The 19638-nt window shown below is 45.9% G+C and carries 24 protein-coding genes; 2 read left to right on the top strand and 22 right to left on the bottom strand.

Features of this window, described 5'->3' with window-relative positions; translation table 11 throughout:
• A partial coding sequence (locus B3Z23_RS03190; protein WP_294901484.1) for a calcium-binding protein occupies positions 1 to 485 on the top strand: 485 nt, incomplete at its 5' end.
• Between the two features lie 54 nt (positions 486 to 539).
• Here the strand turns inward: B3Z23_RS03190 and B3Z23_RS03185 are convergent.
• The 20 genes from B3Z23_RS03185 to B3Z23_RS03095 all read right to left on the bottom strand — a co-directional run bounded on the left by B3Z23_RS03185 (position 540) and on the right by B3Z23_RS03095 (position 17179).
• Positions 540 to 779, bottom strand: a complete 240-nt coding sequence (locus tag B3Z23_RS03185; protein WP_294901482.1) for a hypothetical protein — start codon at positions 777 to 779, stop codon at positions 540 to 542.
• A gap of 355 nt (positions 780 to 1134) precedes the next feature.
• Entirely contained in the window at positions 1135 to 1575 is a 441-nt protein-coding gene (locus tag B3Z23_RS03180; protein WP_294901480.1) for an excinuclease ATPase subunit, read from the bottom strand.
• A gap of 30 nt (positions 1576 to 1605) precedes the next feature.
• On the bottom strand, positions 1606 to 2322 hold the full coding sequence (locus tag B3Z23_RS03175; RefSeq protein WP_294901478.1) for a class I SAM-dependent methyltransferase: 717 nt from the start codon (positions 2320 to 2322) through the stop codon (positions 1606 to 1608).
• Positions 2315 to 3550 carry an NAD(P)/FAD-dependent oxidoreductase gene (locus B3Z23_RS03170; protein ID WP_294901477.1) on the bottom strand — a complete coding sequence of 412 codons (1236 nt, stop codon included), beginning with the start codon at positions 3548 to 3550 and terminating at the stop codon, positions 2315 to 2317. Before B3Z23_RS03170 ends, B3Z23_RS03175 begins: the two co-directional genes overlap by 8 nt.
• Before the next feature lie 105 nt (positions 3551 to 3655).
• A complete protein-coding gene (locus B3Z23_RS03165; protein WP_294901475.1) occupies positions 3656 to 4885 on the bottom strand; it encodes a beta-ketoacyl-ACP synthase in 1230 nt (409 codons plus the stop codon).
• Positions 4882 to 5613, bottom strand: coding sequence for a 3-ketoacyl-ACP reductase FabG2 (locus B3Z23_RS03160; RefSeq protein WP_294901473.1), 732 nt, complete (start codon positions 5611 to 5613; stop codon positions 4882 to 4884). Before B3Z23_RS03160 ends, B3Z23_RS03165 begins: the two co-directional genes overlap by 4 nt.
• Before the next feature lie 9 nt (positions 5614 to 5622).
• Positions 5623 to 6084, bottom strand: coding sequence for a 3-hydroxy-fatty acyl-ACP dehydratase (locus B3Z23_RS03155; RefSeq protein WP_294901472.1), 462 nt, complete (start codon positions 6082 to 6084; stop codon positions 5623 to 5625).
• Positions 6069 to 7253 (bottom strand): beta-ketoacyl-[acyl-carrier-protein] synthase family protein, encoded by a 1185-nt coding sequence (locus B3Z23_RS03150; RefSeq protein WP_294901470.1) that lies wholly within the window; start codon positions 7251 to 7253, stop codon positions 6069 to 6071. The genes B3Z23_RS03155 and B3Z23_RS03150 overlap by 16 nt, the downstream gene beginning before the upstream one ends.
• 1 nt (position 7254) lies before the next feature.
• Positions 7255 to 7836, bottom strand: a complete 582-nt coding sequence (locus tag B3Z23_RS03145; protein ID WP_294901468.1) for a DUF3261 domain-containing protein — start codon at positions 7834 to 7836, stop codon at positions 7255 to 7257.
• Positions 7833 to 10151, bottom strand: coding sequence for an MMPL family transporter (locus tag B3Z23_RS03140; RefSeq protein ID WP_294901466.1), 2319 nt, complete (start codon positions 10149 to 10151; stop codon positions 7833 to 7835). Before B3Z23_RS03140 ends, B3Z23_RS03145 begins: the two co-directional genes overlap by 4 nt.
• Positions 10129 to 10746, bottom strand: coding sequence for an outer membrane lipoprotein carrier protein LolA (locus tag B3Z23_RS03135; RefSeq protein WP_294901464.1), 618 nt, complete (start codon positions 10744 to 10746; stop codon positions 10129 to 10131). The genes B3Z23_RS03140 and B3Z23_RS03135 overlap by 23 nt, the downstream gene beginning before the upstream one ends.
• Positions 10743 to 11165, bottom strand: coding sequence for an acyl-CoA thioesterase (locus B3Z23_RS03130; protein ID WP_294901462.1), 423 nt, complete (start codon positions 11163 to 11165; stop codon positions 10743 to 10745). Before B3Z23_RS03130 ends, B3Z23_RS03135 begins: the two co-directional genes overlap by 4 nt.
• Positions 11158 to 12867, bottom strand: a complete 1710-nt coding sequence (locus B3Z23_RS03125; RefSeq protein WP_294901487.1) for a glycosyltransferase family 2 protein — start codon at positions 12865 to 12867, stop codon at positions 11158 to 11160. The genes B3Z23_RS03130 and B3Z23_RS03125 overlap by 8 nt, the downstream gene beginning before the upstream one ends.
• Positions 12864 to 13172, bottom strand: coding sequence for a hydroxymyristoyl-ACP dehydratase (locus B3Z23_RS18715; protein ID WP_414716454.1), 309 nt, complete (start codon positions 13170 to 13172; stop codon positions 12864 to 12866). The genes B3Z23_RS03125 and B3Z23_RS18715 overlap by 4 nt, the downstream gene beginning before the upstream one ends.
• 31 nt (positions 13173 to 13203) lie before the next feature.
• Positions 13204 to 14583, bottom strand: a complete 1380-nt coding sequence (locus B3Z23_RS03120) for an AMP-binding protein (RefSeq protein ID WP_294901460.1) — start codon at positions 14581 to 14583, stop codon at positions 13204 to 13206.
• Complete coding sequence (locus B3Z23_RS03115; RefSeq protein WP_294901458.1) at positions 14568 to 14963, bottom strand: hypothetical protein; 396 nt, start codon at positions 14961 to 14963, stop codon at positions 14568 to 14570. The genes B3Z23_RS03120 and B3Z23_RS03115 overlap by 16 nt, the downstream gene beginning before the upstream one ends.
• A 181-nt stretch (positions 14964 to 15144) precedes the next feature.
• The gene (locus B3Z23_RS03110; RefSeq protein WP_294901456.1) at positions 15145 to 15399 is read right to left on the bottom strand and encodes an acyl carrier protein; all 255 of its coding nucleotides are present in this window, start codon (positions 15397 to 15399) and stop codon (positions 15145 to 15147) included.
• Between the two features lie 13 nt (positions 15400 to 15412).
• Entirely contained in the window at positions 15413 to 15670 is a 258-nt protein-coding gene (locus B3Z23_RS03105; protein ID WP_294901485.1) for a phosphopantetheine-binding protein, read from the bottom strand.
• Positions 15671 to 15683: 13 nt separating this feature from the next.
• Complete coding sequence (locus tag B3Z23_RS03100; RefSeq protein ID WP_414716453.1) at positions 15684 to 16409, bottom strand: lysophospholipid acyltransferase family protein; 726 nt, start codon at positions 16407 to 16409, stop codon at positions 15684 to 15686.
• Between the two features lie 41 nt (positions 16410 to 16450).
• Positions 16451 to 17179: a beta-ketoacyl synthase chain length factor gene (locus B3Z23_RS03095; RefSeq protein ID WP_294901452.1), complete on the bottom strand. Its 729-nt coding sequence runs from the start codon at positions 17177 to 17179 to the stop codon at positions 16451 to 16453.
• A 343-nt stretch (positions 17180 to 17522) separates the two neighbouring features.
• Between B3Z23_RS03095 and B3Z23_RS03090 the strand changes: the two genes are divergently transcribed.
• Positions 17523 to 18173 carry a DUF4823 domain-containing protein gene (locus tag B3Z23_RS03090; RefSeq protein WP_294901450.1) on the top strand — a complete coding sequence of 217 codons (651 nt, stop codon included), beginning with the start codon at positions 17523 to 17525 and terminating at the stop codon, positions 18171 to 18173.
• Between the two features lie 349 nt (positions 18174 to 18522).
• Here B3Z23_RS03090 and B3Z23_RS03085 read toward each other — a convergent pair whose 3' ends face one another.
• Both B3Z23_RS03085 and B3Z23_RS03080 read right to left on the bottom strand, forming a co-directional pair.
• Positions 18523 to 18825 (bottom strand): hypothetical protein, encoded by a 303-nt coding sequence (locus tag B3Z23_RS03085; RefSeq protein ID WP_294901448.1) that lies wholly within the window; start codon positions 18823 to 18825, stop codon positions 18523 to 18525.
• Positions 18826 to 18949: 124 nt separating this feature from the next.
• The gene (locus tag B3Z23_RS03080) at positions 18950 to 19384 is read right to left on the bottom strand and encodes a peptidoglycan-binding domain-containing protein (RefSeq protein ID WP_349677202.1); all 435 of its coding nucleotides are present in this window, start codon (positions 19382 to 19384) and stop codon (positions 18950 to 18952) included.
• Positions 19385 to 19638 lie beyond the last annotated feature (254 nt).

Below are 19638 nucleotides of genomic sequence, written 5' to 3'. Positions count from 1 at the left end.
TTGCCACCGCCATGACCCCGGGGGATGACCGGATCATCGGTTCGGATATGGATGACCGGCTGCAGGGCGGGCAAGGCGACGACTACCTGAATGGCAGCTACGGCAACGATCTTTATATCTACGCCCGTGGTGACGGCCACGATACAATTGAGGAATATTCCTTCAGAGGGACTGACGACCGGCTGTGGCTGAAAGACATTACCGCCTCGCAGGTGACGGTCTGTCGTGACGGGGCCGATATGCTGCTGACCATTGCCGAAAGTAGCGCCGGGGCCGGCGACGGCGGTTCGGTACGGCTGGTGGGTCAGGCCGCTTCGGGCAGTTATGAAGCAGGTGTGGAATGGATAGATTTTGCCAATGGCGTTAGCTGGGATGCAAGCCGGATCAGTGAATGCTTTGACCCGCAAACCCCCACCCTGTTCACCACTCCCCCCGAAATCACGCAGGGATATGAAGCGTTGTATCTGAGCCACGATATGATCTGATACAGGCCATTGAAAAATAGCGGCAGAGTATCAACCCACTGCCGCTATATTCACTCAGTAACTTACCAGTGCGGTGACCAGGTCGGTATCCAGCGAGGCAAGCGCTAAATTAAATTCTTCTAAAGGTGATTGCCGGTTCTCAGTGGCATTACAACAGGTCACGCCCTCGTCATTCGTCACCAACGGAGCAATATTGCTGACCAGAATGTCAGCGCGATCTAAAAATGCAATCTGCGGTGCAGCGGACACAAAATAAAGCTTCAGCCATGGCTGATGGGTTGAAGGCAGTGTCACTTCCACCAGTCAGTACACGAACTACCGTTAAACGTAGCGGATTTACCGGAGCCGTGGGCACGTTTTCAAGGCAAACTTTTCTGTGTCATGATGATTTGGAATCATTTGCTCTCCGGATTACTGTATTAGCCATAAAGGAAAGCAATCATATTGAGTTTCATCCCCGGATTATTTACTGAGAGTGTGTATGTCCGCTACACTTCCCCAAAAATACCAACATCACATGAAATTAAGAAATACTGCACGACAGCTACTAAACTACTATAGTTGTCATGCAGTCATACAATCAAAAACAATAAGATACTCGCATACCAAAATAACTAACCATCGTTATTTATGTAAAACAGTATCTCATTTATCGAACATTTGCCAAATCACCTTTCAATGCAGTTCCAGCGATAAACGTGCCTGCATGACATTCATAATTATTGCGATCACTATGTTCATTCCTTTTGTAGAAACTAACAATATTAATAACAGCATTAGCACCTGATTTTTTCGCAGCCTCTTGTAAGCTCAGCAGCGCACTCTGCAACGCCCAGTTACAGGCATCTGTATCTGATTTATTGAATGAGTTAGTTTTTTTGTTTGTGACTACACCTGAAGAAATAATCCGCCCCTTAGGTCCTGTGCCGGCGAGATAGAACTTCACGCTGCCATCAAGTTTATGTTCCTGTGTCATTTGTTGTACGACGGTGTTAAACGGCAGGTTGTGCACAGTATCCCGTGCCTGGCTTATCGCCGGAAAAATGAGCGCCGAGGATAAAACAACCAGGGACAATAACTTATTCTTCATAATATATTACCTTACAATCAGATTTATGGTTTATACAGGTTTTTGCACTACAACATTAATGAGGGTTTCTTCACGTATTCCGACAGGCGGCGGTGATTTAATTCTGAGCCTTTCCAGTAAACCAAAATCCTTTGCACGACTCCACCATAAATACGGGTATGACACATTTGAAGCATCGAACTGAAAACCTTGCTTTTTAAGCATCGCAAGATATTCATCCGCACTTTTTTGCACATGCATCGGATGTCTAAAAAACCACCGAATCACCCAGGTATCGATATAATATTTAGTCGATTCAGCAAACATCAGAATGCCCCCCGGTTTCAGAACGCGGAAAAACTCAGCTAATGCTTTTTCCTGTTCAACTAAATGGTGAAAAGTCTGGTGGCAAAAGATGATATCCACACTATTACTGTCCAGCGGAATGTTCGCACAATCCCCGCCTTTTATCTCGGCATTTATTCCCTGATTATCTGCTTCCTTCTGGCTCAGTTGTAAACTCAATGGATCAGCATCAATACCGATTATTTTTTCGGGTCGGAAATGTTTATTTAAATAACGAAACGATTTGCCCTGACCACAGCCAACATCTAATAATACATTTTTTTCCGGCAGCGGCCCTGGCAGTAGTTTTTTTAAATCATTAATAGCAACCCGTAGTACATGGTGTTGCCATACATGTGTTCTGAGGAATATAAAACCAATTCTGGTTTCCTCCACATAAGTCGGACTATGAAATTTATTCACCACATGACCCCTGGCATATCTGCATAAGAGTATTAAGACGACGCGACGATTCAAAAACAAAAGGGTTACCGGTATCCCAGGCATGCCCTGCTAAAACAGCACAGATCATCTGACGAATTTCAGGGTTGGGAGACTCCCAGTAAATGACGTCCTGAAAACCACCGCTATACCAATTCCCCACATAGGTTCTGAAACAATCTATCCCGGTGCTAAGACGATCGGCATACTCCAGAGCCCAATCAACAGGCTCTCCTGAAAGTTCTCGGGACACTAAATTCGCCGCAAGACTCGCTGAACGAATGGCAATGGTGACTCCTGAAGAAAATACCGGATCCAGAAACTCCGCAGCATTTCCCAGTAATGCATAACGGCGGCCATAAAGACTTTTAACATTTGCAGAATAACCTGTCAGACTTCTGACTGGTGTATCCCAGACACTGTTTCGCAGCACGTGCTGTAACGTGGGTGTTTCAGCAATAGCCTGCAGCAACCTGTCTTTTTCATTTCCTTCAGATGCAGAAAAATAATGCTCCGCCCCCACCACTCCGATTGAACTCCGTCCGTTACTAAAAGGAATAGTCCAGAACCAGATGTCCTTGTTTGTTTTATGGGTGGTAATTAATATTTTACTACGGTCAAAATCGCTTTCAGCAATATTATCTTCTACATGAGTGAATATTGCTTTACGCGGCGGCAACGTGCTGGGGGTTTCCAGAGATAATAACCTGGACAAAACCCGGCCATAACCACTGGCATCCAAAACAAAATCAGCACTACAACGATACACACTCCCATCCTGTTTTTGAATTACCAGGACAGGCTGATGTTCAAAGTCAGCCGAAATAACCGTTTCGTTAAAGCGAATCTCTGCGCCTTGTCTGACAACTTCATCAGCCAGCAGTTGATCAAACTTATCGCGTTGAACCTGGAATGTTGTGGGTTTTCCCGGGGTAAAACTTTCAGAGAACTCGAAAAAACTGTATTTTTCGTTATGCCTGAATGCGGCCCCCGTTTTAACCTGAAAACCCGCGTCAGCGACCACTCCTAATAATCCCGCAGCTTCAAGGTCGTCCAGACAGGAGCAGAGTAAACTTTCACCGATTGAAAAACGGGGAAAAGTTTCTTTCTCAATGATCAAAACCTGATGACCACGTTTTAAAAGCAATGATGCGGCCACTGTACCGGAAGGTCCGGCACCAATAATTATAATAGTGTGGTGATTATCCATAATGCTCAATATATCCTTTACAGGGTTAGACATTACTTAAATTAACAAACTAAACAACCCATTATGATGTGGTTAAACAACACAATTCATCAAATTCACCGAATATTATGGCCAGCGTTTAATGACCAGTGAAGTATTAATCCCGCCAAAGGCAAAATTATTGGTCTGAATATACTCACAATCAATTTTACGTCCATTGCTCATGATATAATCGAGCTCACCGCATTGTGGATCAGGAGAAACCAGATTTAATGTCGGCGCAAACCATCCCTCACGCATCATTTCTAATGACATCCAGGCTTCCAAAGCTCCACAGGCACCTAGCGTATGTCCGAAATAGCTTTTGAGAGATGAGATAGGTCTGTTTTTCCCAAAAACTGCTTCTGTCGCCAGACTCTCAGCAATATCGCCTCTTTCTGTGGCAGTACCATGGGCACAAATATAGCCAATCTCAGATGGCGAAATCTTCGCCATTTTCAATGAATTCTCGATACAAATCTGAATCGTATCACGTTGAGGTTGGGTAATATGTGCTGCATCACAGTTTGTATGGAAACTGATGATCTCACCATATATTTTGGCCCCGCGGGCCTGCGCATGATCAAGGCGTTCAAGAATTAACGTGCCAGCCCCTTCACCAATCACCAGCCCATCCCGCTGGCTATCAAAAGGAGAAGGTGTGGTCGATGGTGAATCATTACGCTGGCTGGTAGCAAAAAGCGTGTCAAAAACCGCAGCTTCAGACGGGCATAGCTCTTCGGCTCCACCGGCTATCATCACTGTCTGGTAGCCATGGCGAATAGCTTCCCAGGCGTAACCAATAGCCTGACTGCCGGAAGTACAAGCGCTGGATGTCGGAATAACCCGCCCTTTAATTCCGAAGAATAATCCGGTATTAACCGCAGTGGTGTGGGGCATCATCTGCACATAAGTAGTACCAGTAATATTATTGGTGTGCTTTTCAGTCAGCATGGTGGCAAATTCGCTGACAGGTCCGGTACTGCCGGTTGAAGAGCCGTAAGCAATGCCTGTATTCCCGTTTGTCAGTACAGGATCGTCACACAGTCCGGCATTTTCCAACGCTAACTCTGTCGCCCGGGTCGATAACAACGATACCCGGCCCATCGCCCTGATACGTTTACGGGTATAATGTTCAGGCAGGGAAAAATCGTCGATTGGCGCGCCCAGCAAAGTATTCAGCCCGTCATAAATTTGCCATTCAGGCATGCTTCGTACGGCATTAACACCGCTTTTCATTTTAGTGGCGACTGACAGCCAGTCATTTCCAAAGGATGTGACGCCACCCATCCCGGTGATCACTACGCGATGGATCATACAATGCCTCCATTAATAGAGATCACCTGCCGGGTCACATACCCTGCAATATCAGACATCAGGTAACTGACCAGACCGGCGACTTCCTCACTTTGCCCCATGCGCTTCATCGGAATCTGCTGCATTATCTCTTTCAGCACCGCAGGTTCTTCGGGTGCCATCCCTGTGTCAATTAACCCCGGAGCAACACAGTTAACGGTTATTTTCCGTTTTGCTAACTCTAACGCCAGTGCCTTAGTCGCACCGATTATCCCGGCTTTCGCTGCACTGTAATTGACTTGGCCGCGATTGCCGGTAATCCCAGACACCGAAGAGATAGTCACAATACGACCACCCTGTCGCGCCCCAATCATTGGCATCACACAAGGTTTGAGAACATTATAAAAACTGTCGAGATTAGTATGAATAACATCCTGCCAGTCATCATCACTCAATGCAGGAAAAGCTGCGTCACGGGTGATCCCTGCATTATTAACCACGCCATACCAGGCACCATATTTTTCTGTGTCTGCTTCTAACACCTGGCGGGATTGCAGAGCATTGCTCACATCAAATTGTAACAGCCACCCTTCAACACCGGTTTGTTTAACAGCATTGAGCGTCTGTAAGGCCCCCTGCTCATCAGCGTTATAGTGGATACCAATACTGAAACCATCCTTTGCTAATTGCAGGGCAATAGCCTGCCCAATACCCTTGCTGGCACCGGTGACCAGAACACGACGATTCATATGGGGTTCCTATTTAAAAAGCTGAGCCAAATCAGCCTGGTTAGGTTGATAAGTATTCACTCTGCCACTGGCGACTTCATCACCGGCCGAAAGAATGACAGCATCAAAACTGCCCACCCGTCCGTCCTGCATCAATAGAGTGGTGTGTATATCCAGTACTGCATTGGCCGTAAACTGAGGTGAAGCCGTCGTAAGCTGACGCGCGCCCAGTATCATCCCCATGCTTACTGTTTCCTGCTGCTGACTGGCATTGTGCCAGCCATTCCATACCCCGACGCTTTGTGCCATCAACTCCAGAGCAAACCACCCGGGTAGCTCTCCGTCTGCTGTTAAAAAAGGTGCCAGTACTCCTGTCGCAGATACCGTTACCTGGCAATGCGCATGTTGCTCCGACACGGAGATAACTTTTTCCAGTAATATCATTGGTGCCTGATGCGGCAAATAGTCACCAGGAGCTAGATAGTCAGACATGCTGCATCTCCAAGAATAAGGCAGGTATTATTTCCACCAAAAGCAAAGGAGTTCGACAACATTACCCGTCGTTCAAGAGGCTGCGGGCGGGTGAGCAGGCCGCAGGGGGGTAAACTGCCATCCTGAGGAGAACGGTGAAAATCCTGCGCCGGTAACATAAGGCCCCGTTCCATGATCAAAGCACACAGACCGGCTTCAGTAATACCCGCTGAGCCCAACGTATGCCCGGTCAAATGTTTAGTTGAGCTGCAAGGCACCGTGTCTTTAAATAATTCATGAATAACTTTCGATTCGATAGCGTCATTAAGCGGTGTTGCCGTGCCATGCAGATTGATATATCCCACCTGTTGCGGCAGACACTGTGCTGCCGAGAGTGCCATTGTGATCGCGCGAATAGCCCCTTCTCCTTCAGGATGAGGGGCCGAGATATGGTAGGCATCAGTTGATTCCCCGAAACCTAAAACAGCCAGAGGTTGCGGGTCTCTGGTCAATAACATCAGTCCCCCTGCCTCACCAATCGTTATCCCCTGCCGACCGCAGGCGAATGGCTGGCAAAGTTCAGGCGAGAGTGACTCCAGATTATTGAATCCATTCACCGGCATCCTGCTAAGAGAGTCAGCCCCTCCGACCAGAGCGACATCGGCCAGACCAGCCTGAATTAATCTTATTCCGCTAATGATCGCTCGTGCACTGGAAGAACAAGCGGTAGACAAGGTATAAGCTGGCCCGGAGAGGTTCAGATAACGCCTCAGAAACCGGGAAGGATCACCCAGCTCCTGCTGAGCGTAATGCCAATGGCTGTTTTCAATATTATTTGCCACGTCACTACGATAACGGTCACCTTCATCCAGTCCGGATGTGCTGGTTCCCATTATCACAGCCACACGGTCATGACCATATTGACGGATAGCCTGTTCTGTATAGGGGCGTATCTGTGCAAGTGCGGCAAGTAACAGTCTGTTATTCCGCGAATCATGTTGCTTAAGATGCGGAGGAACCGGAGGCAATTCCCCCAGTACTCTCCCGACCACCAGCGGAGACTCCGGATCCTGTAACCAGCCGGTTTGCACCTGCAGACCAGGCGCCTTCCCTTGCTGTAAATTTCTGGCAATGTCATCCAGGTTATTACCCAGTGCGTTAACCATGCCATAGGCAGAAATATAAGTCATATTAGTCATTTAAATATTGCATTGTAATTTGGTAATGAAATGCCTGTTGGGTAATGCTGATCGGGACGCGTTTTCCGTGAATGAGCATATAATCAATTTTTGTGATCGTTTGATTGTCAGGATCGATCAGCCGCCGGACCATACCTTCATCAAGCAGTGTCCATTTTTCAGGTAGTTGCTTTTGCCATACTGATACCGGATAAAAACTGAGCATGACGTCTGCAAGCACCTGACTGGCGGGCGGCAGATGGGGCACAACAAGGGATTGTTCGCTATGAATTCCCAGTCGGTCATAAGTGAGTAAAAATAACCGGATACCCACTGGCGATAGGCCGGCCAGCGTGAGTTTATGTTGATCTGCATTCAGCAATACCAATAATGACTGGCTTTTCCCCTGAAAATGCCCGGTCAGCATTTGCTGTGAACTAAAGGGCGGAGTAATACCAGGCGGGGGCAATTCCACTTTAGTCCCCGCCTTCAGCCAGGCTTCAGGTCGGTTTTCTTGCGGATGAGACCGGGTCTGACAACCTGCTATGGTCAGGCTGAATATCGTAAAAAGGCTCAATAACAGACAGCGTTTCATGCGTTTTTCTTCCTTTTACGGCGTTCATACATAGCGAGCGGAGAAACCAGCCATGCGCTGAAAATACCGCTACACAGCACAGTACCAAAATTACTTATTGCCTGAGTAGAACTAAACACCAGCATGCCCATGGTCAATAACGTGGTAATCATCGCCAGCGTAATCGCCTGTAATGAAGTTAACGCAGTTCCCCGTGGGTTACTGAAAAACAAGGTATAGTTAATCCCTATTCCCAGTACCAGGTTTAACGCCAGAATGGAGAATAAAGTAACGGGTTGTCCTGTGATAGCCAGACTGGCAAGTCCGCAGGCCAGTGAAATTATTGACGGTACAACGCTGACTGCGCCTCTTTTGATTCCCAGACGAAGTATCGCGCCGATAATAACAATACCCAGTGCCAGTAATATCAACCCCGAGATCAGGTGACGGTAAGTCGAAAACAGATAGTCAAACCTGGCTTTTCTGTCCACCCAGGATACGCCTTCAAATTGCATTGCCAGATTGTTCAGCGCGGCACTGTCAGTAACTCCCTCCACGGGAATCAATGTGCCTGATAAACCATCAGGCAACGACAGCCATAATAAGCGCCATCCCTCACTGGCCGGGCTTTCCAGCCACTGTTCGGGCGTTACACTCATTGCGTTCAGATCGACATGGACATCCGGTATACCCAACTCCGTCAGTGCTTTTGTTACCTCAGGTGCGGCTTTCCGGATACTTTCCAAATCCTGTTGCTGTTGCTGTAATGAATTAAGCGGTATTGAGCGCCACTTTGCCACCAGCTTGTTCTGCTTTGCCTTGTTTAACGCGGGAAGAAATGCCTCTAAGCGTTGTAATGTTGTTTGCTGGTCCGGCCCATAGACCAGAAACCATTTTTGATCACTCCCCTGCTGTGTCAGGCCGGTGATCATCTTTTCCTGGGCAACTAATCCTGCGGGTAAAGATTGCAATTGAGCAATGTCATCACTGACATGCAACCGGCTGATACCAATAACAGACAATATCATTAATAGCAGGGGTATCCCGTAACGGACAGACTTCCGGTAACGCCACGCCGCAAGCCAGCGAAAAAAGAAAGAGGTAAATGGCATGCTTCTGACCGGCAGGTGACGACTCAGCCACGGATGGCAACATAAAACAGTCAGACACGAACCGGTCAGCCCCGCGATTGAAAACACCGCCATTTGACGTATCCCCGGGAAGGGTGCCAATAACATGATCGCATAAGCGGCAGCAGTGGTCAGCAACGCAAGTAACAGAGTGCGTCCGACTTTTCTGAGGCTCTCCCACGGCGTACTGACCGCCCCATGAACCATTCGCTCAGTCAGGTAGTAGAGTGTGTAGTCGGCAGAAATTCCGATAATACTCAGGCTCATCACCAACGTCATCAGATGCAACTCATGCCATATTAATAACACGCTGCAGGTACCGGCTAAGGCGCCGGTACCGACAGATAACAAACATAATGCCAGCGGTTTCAGCGAGCGAAACACCCACAGAATAAGTAAAAGTACAGCGACGATCGTTGTCACACCTAAGTGACTCATATCGTATTTCGCTTGCTGGCTGGCATGGTCGCTATAGAAACTGGCACTGCGTGCGAGTACTGTAGCCCCTGGGAATTGCTGTAATAATTGCTGTTTTAATAACTCAAGATTTTGTACCAGCAGGTGAGTTTGCTGCATATCGAAGGAATCCCCCCTGAGCTCACCATGGATAAAATACCATTGCTTACCCTGTTTATCCTGCACGGTAAGCCATCCCTTTTTCAGCGATAAATGGCTGCCCTGACCACTGAGATAAAACTGTGCGCCTCTTACCAGCATCAACGGATCGTTTTGCAGTTCTTTACCGCTGACGCCTGAAAAAGCCGAATATATCTGGCTGGTGATCCACTCAATCTGTGCCTGCCCGTGGTCTGCTAACCGGGTCCGGGTATCAGGATCAAGATTCGCATTGCGATGCTGATAAAAGTAACTTCCCCACCGTTGCTGATCCTGTTCACTCATAGGCCCACTGACATGCGCAAGCTGAGGCAACCGGCTGACTTTATTTAACCAGGCATCGGCCACACTGGGATCATCCTGCTGGCCTGCCGAAACCAGCCACACAACCTGTCTGTCTAATCTTTGCATAAACGCATCACTCAGCGCCGGTGGTACCTCATCTGAAACTACGCCGGGTAATAAGCTAAGTACGCTGCTGTTAATGCGGCTTTGCGGGAGTTGCAGCAGCAATATAATCACCAGCCCGCAGCAAACAATAAGCCAGCTGATAGCACGTAATAGCGGATTACTCAGTTTCAAACTCTTCATGCTCTTCAGATGTTAACTGTGTCGGGGTTATTTTATGCTGGCTGAAAGTGATATCAGTGTTATCGCCTTGCTTATCGTACAGCCGGACCTTTTCGATCAGTTGTCCGCCCTGCAGAATTATACGGGTAAAGATCTTATTTAAAGGTGTCGTTGTAGGTGTCAGTACCAGTTGCCACTCTGTAGCAGATTTACTGGTGAAGGCCAGAGTAAAGTTTTTCTCTAACGATGTGCGGTCAAGAGTAAACAGCGCACCAAGCAGCTGGTTAAACTGAAACATCTGAGGGTTGCTTTCAGCTGTAATAACCTGTGCCGGCTGATTATTCACTTTTTGCACCATTCGATCCTGTTTCAGGATCAGTAACATTGGGAACGGTGTTTGCTGCTGCCAGAAAATACCCGTACCTCTGGCCATTATCATATTGCCGGCAGATTTTAACGGTTGAGGCATATCTTTGATGGTTCTGACCTGTTCAAAATGCGCGCGAACGACTGGCTGAGCCAGTAGCTGTTGCTGTAATTGTTCAACAGTCATTCCATTTGCCAGCGGGATAAAAAACAAACAAGCAATAATCAGTATCCTGAATCGTAACATCATGCGCTGACTCCAAGGCATTCAAACAGAACGGGCGGGCTGACGAAACAGAGTTCTTTCGTTTTTTCTTCAACAGCCACCTGAATGGTATAAGCTGTGGTCAGTAACTTCTCTGAGTTTTCGTCAAAAATCTTATAATTAATTTTAAGCCGGTTCTGGTATTCCTCTATTGAGGCCTCAACAATAAAGCGTTGTTCAAATACCAGCACATCCCGGTATTTAACCCGTGAATCCACTACCGGCCAAAGATATCCGCTTTCTTTCATTTGGCGGTACCCATAGTTAAATTTATTCAGCAGCTTTTCACGGGCAATCTCAAAATAGCGAAAATAATTGCCATGCCACACAACGCCCATCATATCAATATCATGAAATGGCACAGACAACGTGACGCGGGCAGTAAAATGCAATCCATTATTCACCGGAAGGTCTCTCAGTTTTATTTTCTGCGGAGTCTGGCAGATGCCAGAAATCAAAGAAGTTGAACCACTCAAGTGGTGATAGCAGTGCGTAATGCTGTAAACGACTGGCATAACGCTCAACTGCGGACTGTAACGCTTGTTGCCGCTCAGCCCGTGGTAATAACAACGGGCTGGCAAAAGGTTCAGCAAAGAGGGTTAATTCCCCCTGCTGGTGTATGCAATTCATCAGAATGACAGGGCAGGCTAATGCCGATGCTAAAACAAACGGCCCCTGCGGGAACGGTGCCGGACGTCCCATAAACGAGCACCAGACAACACGGTGCTGGCCACCACGGGGAGATTTTACAGCAACCCGATCCCCCACAATGGCAACCCATTCACCATTATTCAGTTTATCTTTTATTAAGATTGCCGTATCCGGCCCCATGTCCGTGACCGGCAATAAATTCACTGACGACTCAGGAGCAATTTCATCCATAAGTTGTTTGAATCTCTGCGCATTTTCATGGAATACAATGGCGTTGATTGTTTGTTTTTTAAATTGTATCCCCAATGCACGACATGCTTCGATATTCCCGAGATGAGATGCCAGTATCAGAGTCCCTTTTCCACTATGTTGTTCCAGGCATTGCTGGCTCCCCGCGGCAAAAGTGATCTTTTTATGACTCTGGCTGGAATCCTGCCAGCTTGCCATCTTATCAAGCATGCTGTGGCCGAATTGCAGAAAATGCTGATAGCTGTTGAGCTTTGCTGGCAACGGACGCCCTTGTGCGGTCAATATTCTTCTGACCTGAAATAACCATTCTGCGGAGGCTCTTCGTGCCTGGTGTGCGGTAAGGTAATAACCGGCAATAATCGGGTACAGCAGGACATTGCAGGCTTTACGACCACATAATCGCCATATCAGCATGACAATCCGCATGCCGGTTAATCCACGCACTTCTTCGGTCTCTGCCCAATGTTTTTTGTGTCGCATCAGCAAAGACGGAAGGCGTCTGAGCATGCCAAAAAACAGTCGGGTGTGCATGCGGGAAATACGTAAATTATCTTGCCACGCTTTAAAATGGGAAATCCCATCATCAGGATAAGTTACCCGGGTCGCAATAAAATGACTGTCATATCCCAGCCAATACAGACGAACCATGATTTCAGTATCAAAATCCATCCGCTGCCCGAGTCTGACCTGCCCTGCCAGCCGCAACACAGGCTGTATCGGGTAAACACGAAAACCACACATGCTGTCTTTCAGTGACAATGATAAAGTTTCTATCCAAACCCAGAAATGCGTGATCCACCGGCCATATAATCGTGATTTAGGGATAGAGCTATCATAAACCGGCCGGCCTGAGATAAGTGCATCGGGATAACGGTCTGCCAGAGTCAGGAATTCAGGAATATCTTCTAATGCATGCTGCCCGTCAGCATCAACCTGAACGGCATGAGTAAAATTAAGCTCATCTGCCTTACGGATGCCGGCAATAACCGCTGCGCCTTTCCCCACGTTTCCGGGCAAACGGACCAGCGTTATCCAGTGATGCTGCTTTTGTAAAACGCTCAGATGTTCCTGAGTATCACTGTCACTACCATCATCAACAACGATACAATGCATTCCGAACCGTTCAATTCTGGAAATAACCGAAGCCATCATTCGCCCGTGATTAAAGCACGGGATGAGTATGCAGGGACGTATCACTATGTTCACTGACATAACCTGATTTTTCCCGTGCTGATTGGTTGCCTGTTTTCATGTTCTGTTTTGTAATAGCTGAACTGCAGAATCTGCTGGTCTTCTCTCCAGAGCAATGTCAAAACAACCCCTGATGCCGGCTGTAAAGGTGCCTGGAATTTAACCTGTACCAGACATTTAAACTGATATTCCGGTGTGAGATATTGCCTGGAAAAGTGCATAACCCAGTCAATCTGGGTAACGCCCGGCAGAATGGCTCTTTCAGAAAAATGCCCCTGAAACCAGAACAAATCAGGCTCAACAGTAAAGGCTATTTCCAATTCTGTCGCGGAAAGATGCGTGACTTTAGTATCAGTGGGTATCAAAAAAAAGCTCCTGTAACTCGGGATAGACGCGCTTGTTCATACTATTGACCGGAATCGCCCCAACTACTTTCCAGTAACGCGGGATAGCAATGGGCTCCAGATAATCTTTTAAATGTAAACGCCAGCGATTTTCAAATTCACGCGGTCTGGCAGACTGTTCATCTGCACTAGTGCTGTTCAATACCAGCAGAGCACCAATACGTATTCTTGCCCCCCGACTAATAGTGACTACAGCGGCATCTGTCACCCCGTCGAGTTTCAGAATTCGTTGTTCGATTTCGTCCAGAGATATACGCTTTTCCTCAATTTTCACCACCCGGCCTACCCGGCCAAGCAAATGAAACTGCCGTTCATCAATCGACTGAAATTTATCATCGGACACGTGTGGGGTTTCGTTATTGAGTAAGGGAGAGCGAATACGGCTTACCCCGGCTGATGTTGATAATGAAACGCCGGGCAGAAGATGCCAGGGCGTGAATTCCTCAGAGCAACGGCGGTGAGCGATGACTCCGGTCTCACTGCTACCATAAATTTCATCGATGGATAAACCACACCATTGAGTAATCTTTTGCTGATAGTGCCAGGCTAACTCACCTCCCGCAGATAACAGGAACGAAAGCTTTGGCACTCGCAGGTCACTATCAATCCTTTTAAGGAAAGCCGGACTACTGATAAATGAAAAATGCCGGCCCTCAGGTAATGCGCTGAGTTGTTCTGCATATGTGAGCTGTTGTCGAAAAACAGGAATACCTAATGACATAGGTAACCAGATCCCAAAGGACAAACCATAGAGATGTAATGGTATGACTGAACTGACCAGCCAGCTCTGATGTAGTCGTCCGGTAAACTTTGTCGCCAGTAACTGTGCTTCTGCGTCCATAATTTCTACAGTTTTCGGGACTTTTTTCGGTACCCCTGTAGAACCGGATGTGAATAAATCTATTTGTGTATGAGGTGAAATCTCAGGCAGGATGACGTCTGACAGCTGGCACGGTTGATGCTCAACCATTAATGTTTTTTTCGGAAGTTCAATCGGCAGGTGGCTCAACACACCATCAAAATGGTCCATTTGCTCGAGTAACAACGCCTGACGTTGATGTCCTGCTAAAACCGGTTTTTTCCCGGCATGCAAGAGTGCCAGTAATCCGACGATAAACAGATAGTGATCCTGAATACACACTACCCAGCGTAACTCTGTATGCCGGCTCAATTGTTGATACAGTGACACGACATCACTACGTAACTGATTCAGGGATATTTCCCCCGTGTTATCCCATGCAACAATCGTGTCGGGATCGCGGGAGTTATCCAGCCAATAACGTAATGAAAGAGATTCTGTGTATGAGATTGCTATTTTACTATCCATTGTCTTAAAAGCCATTCACCCGCAATTAATAGTCCAATCAGAACGTAGGAAATAACGCCATTCCACAACCCCCACCACGACATATTTCCACTCAGTGTTGTCACTGCAGAAACAGACCCGTTGATCATAAAAAAAACCGACCAGACCCGGGTAGTATTACGGGTGTGCCGGATAGCCTTCGGCGGTAACTCTGGTTTTTGCAGTCGCGCAAGACGCTCGATGACAGGCATCGAGGTCCATAATGATCCGGTAAATACGGTAAACATTACCACATTGATAACGACCGGATACCACATCAGCCATTGATGTTGTCGGAAAATCAGACTCAGACAACACAACACTATAGCAATGACTGTACCGCCTTTAACCAAGCCGCGCATGGGGCCTTTTGCAGGCATAAACTTTATCAGCCGCAACACCATAACAGCCAATAACAGCGGCGTTATCCAATGCGTTTGTTGTTTATTAACACCAATCCAGACTATGAAAGGCCATGCGAAAATGACCATCGAGATTAAGCATGATCCGATTTTCTTTTTGGTGGTCAGGCTCATTACCTGCCTATCGCTTTTCTGCCAGCAAGGACTCTACTGCATTAACTACATCCTGTACTGTGCGCACATTTTTAAATTCTTCAGGTTTAATTTTTATACCCGTTTTTTTCTGAAGATGAACAATCATGTCAATCGCATCAATACTATCCAGTTCCAGATCTTCATATAATCGTGCCCCCGGAGAAATATCGTTGGGATCGGTTTCAAAAAGCTGCGTCAATAGCTTTGATACTTCCTGATAAATGTCCTGTTTTTCGTACATAGTAAACCCGTTGTTATTTTTTTTGAGATTGAATAAACGCAGCAAGTGTCGCCACAGAGTAAAAATGCTTTCGGACATCTTCACTTTCTGCTGAAAGTGTTACTCCATAACGTTTTTTCAACGCCAGGCCGAACTCCAGTGCATCTATCGAATCCAGCCCCAAACCGTCCCCGAATAACGGCGCATCGGTCTGAATGTCATCGGGTGACATTCCTTCCAGGTTCAGCGTTTCAATAATTAAATTTTTAAGTTCCGGATAAAGATCGTTCATCATTTGACCCTGTTTAAGATAACTGTTGAAGCAGATATTTATTCAACTGCCTGGCGGTTAAAGAGGGTTCTTTATTATCATATTTCTCAAGAAAATCAGTAATATTGATCCGTTCTCTGACACACACATGAAAAACCGGTTTGTTCTTAGGGATACGATACCACGGGCTTTGCTTATCCAGCATCTGCTCGGTACAGGAGATAGTGACCAGACGGATATCTGCCTGGCAACGCACGGCTATATTAGCCGCTCCGCGCTGGAGTTTAATCGGCTGACCGTAAACTGTTCTTGTCCCTTCAGGAAACAAAATCAATGTTTCCCCTGCCGAAAAACGTTCCGAGCAGGTCGGCAGTAAAACTTCCGACTGGCTATTGATTAAATAATCCGCAGCCTTGATAACACCTTTCACAAAAAAGTTCTGTTGAAGTGCACTCTTAACTAAACAATCGGTGTCTGGCATTACTGAAGCTAACATCACATAATCAATCAGAGACGGATGATTGGCGATAACCAGACAACTCCTGTCATTTTTCAGCCAGTCAGTATTAATGAATCTGTAATCCATTATACCGACGATTTTCATGGTTTTCATAAAAACCCGAAAGCACCATGAAATACTGCGGCGCGCCAGCTGACGACGTGCCTGCCCCTCTTTAACGAAGAGATTGAGACAACGAAACCAGATCAATGAAAGTGCTAATCCGCCTATTCCAAACAACGAAAAACACAACACTGTCATCAGAAAACGCCAGATTCTGTTAATAACAGAAATAACACCCTTCACTTATGGCTACTCCACTGCCAGTCAGTGTCTTCACCTGAAATTGTAAATTGATTTTCCCGCCGCAGCAGCGAATAAAGGAACTGAAGGCTCTGGGGTAGAATTTTTTCGGGGGCAGACTCTGAAACTGATTTTTGCCGTGCCGACTTACACTGGTATTCATCACCGGATTCAACGATAAACGCGGTGGCATAAGCCCAGGAAACCGGTGTTTTCTCCCGATAAAAATCCGGAACTTCACCTTCGAAATCAACAAGAAGAACTTTTTTATAGCCGCTACTTAGCAGAGCTCTAGCCTCAACCATTCCCTGATGAAAGGTATTCATTCCTGCAGAAAGTGAGGTCGACACCAGTGGTTTTTTCAAAGTGATTGCCAGACTGCCAACTGCCGAGTTATGTACCGACAGTGCAAAGTCTGTCGGTGAAACAGGCAAATCTTCAGATAACGCAGTGAGTATTCTGAAATTTCTCTCCAGTTCACCATGCTGACTGGTAAACAATAATACATCCGGCTGATGACGCAGAAAAAGCGTCAGGCTGCTTTCTAACGCCAGGCGGCTGCCTGAGTTCAAACGGCGAGCCGTCATGATGGGTAAATTGTGAAGTCTGGCATAGGGGGCGGAAGGATAAATATCAGCATCGTTATCCGCCCATTCCTGCCAGCGTTCTGACGAACTTAAGCCAGGGGCATGAGCTTCCCAGTCGCTGATTTTAACAGTAAAGTGCATGAGTTAAGGTCCGGCAGACAAGCATAAAAATTGAATACTTTAACGAGTAACGGCAGTCACTGCCGGTAAATAGAAATCATGGGCTATTTTTATCATTAAATGCTAATAAAATAAAACAATTGTTAACGAAAACACGACGTTACTAAAGCAAAGCCTTAAATCCCTCCCGTAATCCCATGAATTTAAATAATTTATATCAACAGCTGCTCTGCACGCTCCGGATGTGCAGGATACTTATTACACAATCTGTCATTTATTTGATTACCTTATTTATGATAGCTATCTGATACCTATAAGTATACTCACCCCGGGATATCTCTGTTCTCATTAAAATCATACCTGGTTGTCTGTAAAACCTGACACTTCCTCTTCTTCCCTCCAATCCACAGGCATCATTTCAGCACAGAACCCAGGCCCACACGACATCTCCTGCCAACATTTTTTATCCATTCGATTACAGACAGCCCTACCACATCCGGAAATAAAAGCGAAACAATTTTTCCTTTTATTTTCAGTGGTTTTTCTTGCAGGGTGCTCAGCGAAATACCATACGAACAATATTCAGGAAAAGAGTGAGTTGTTTGTCAAAGATACTGCTGTCGCGATTTCTACACCTGCAGATGGTGTCTGTGAAACGAAAATGAATGCTGAGTCAGGTAAAGCAACCTCCGCTGCCGTCAGAGCTGCTTTCCTCAGGTATTCGGACAATGTTACTATTTATCCCGATTGTAGTAATATCAGTTGCCTTAAAAGCAAACACTCAATGACTCAGGGATATTATGTCGTTCCTGTGATATTGCATTGGGAAGACCGTGCTACTAAGTGGTCAGGAATACCGGACAAGATCGAAATACAAATCACTATCTATGATGCCACAACGAATAACCGTCTTGCTTCAACCATCATTAGCGGTAAGAGCAAATGGGCCAGTTTTGGCGGAGATCATCCTCAGGATTTGTTAGCGGCTCCAGTAAATTCTTATATTTCTGCTTAGTACTGATGATGCTTACCTGGCGAACATCATGGGTCGAAGTAAAACCTCGTACTATTCCAGGCACATTTTAAGTTTATAAAAAATATAGAAAATTATAAAGTTTTAATAGTTAATTTCTAATAAAAGTAAAACTCACAAGATGTCATTAAGACTGGGAGAATAACCTGAGAATGGGGTGAGAGGAATATTATAAGACTTAAAACTGAACAAATACTTTACCCTTAAAAATAATCATCATACTTTTAATCCCACCTTCATAAATTAGCCCCCCCTAACAACAGAACATCAAGGTTAAATATTAAAACAAAAAACCAATAAGCAATGGATAACAAAAGCATTTAACAAAAATTTATTCACCAAAAAAATCGTAACCCTTTAATATACTCTCAATATCCGGATGGCCTTTATATTTCTGTTTAAGTTTTTCTTTAAGCATGCTGGCCTCACTGCAATACCTGTCAACCTGCTTTTCAATTTCACGCTGTCGTTTCTTCGTCAGGTCACTATCCCACTCACCGGATAAATATTCGCAGTTATCAGCGATATCAGTAAAATGTTTTATTTCCGGATTTTCTTCAGGAGATTGCCTGACCTGTGAGTGGGCAGCCCCGCTGAAAACCAGGCATACAAAAATCAAGTTGAGAGTTTTCATTTATCGTCCATCCGTAGACCAGTGAGGCACATCCTTAAATCCTCCCCGGAACTTAACTACACCGTATGTTTTGGCAACCTGATGCAATTTAGCATTCATTCCTGAACATGGAGAAGTGTTAATTTCAATAGTTTCCCCACTGGCGTTGATAATATTCAACACACCTGTCCAGGATGTTCATATCAATGGCGTGTCCTTCGGTATGCCTGCTTTTTAACGCGGGGGCAACGTGTAACCCCTGCATGCCAAAGGCATTTACCATACGTTTTGCCGATGAAATGCTTTTATCCTTTGTTCCGTGATTCCACTCTATACAAGCCCCCGGATAAGAAGGAACATTTTGTGGCAGTATCTTACGGTGAGCTATCATCCATGCCCAGTGCATGAGGCAGGCTCTTTCCGGAGGCCTTAAAGTCGCTGAAACAGTGACTCTGGCTCCGCTGTCTTTTAATGCTTTGAGAAAGCACGCAATACTATTTTTAAAGGGTAAACGAAGATCGGTTATGGAGGAACTTCCTTTAAACTGACTAACCCATTCGGCATCACTTAACTTTTTCATCCAAATTACTTTTGGTTGTTTAAGAAACACTGGTTTAACAGACTAAGTTCGGGACTGCAAGCCATGCATTATTTTTAGATTGAAAAATAGTGGAAGACGTCATCAAAAATAACTTATATTTCTGACTCTAAATGGTATTTATTGGCTCTGTACGATTTGATAAAAATTAACTAATTCTATTGATTAGATTAGATTAACTAAATAGAAATTTCAAATGTACCCCCAAATGTTGCGGTAATCCCCCCTAAAAACCG

It is taken from the genome of Tatumella sp. UBA2305 (assembly GCF_002345795.1).
Classification (GTDB): domain Bacteria; phylum Pseudomonadota; class Gammaproteobacteria; order Enterobacterales; family Enterobacteriaceae; genus Tatumella; species Tatumella morbirosei.
This window is presented reverse-complemented; position numbering and strand designations above follow the sequence as displayed.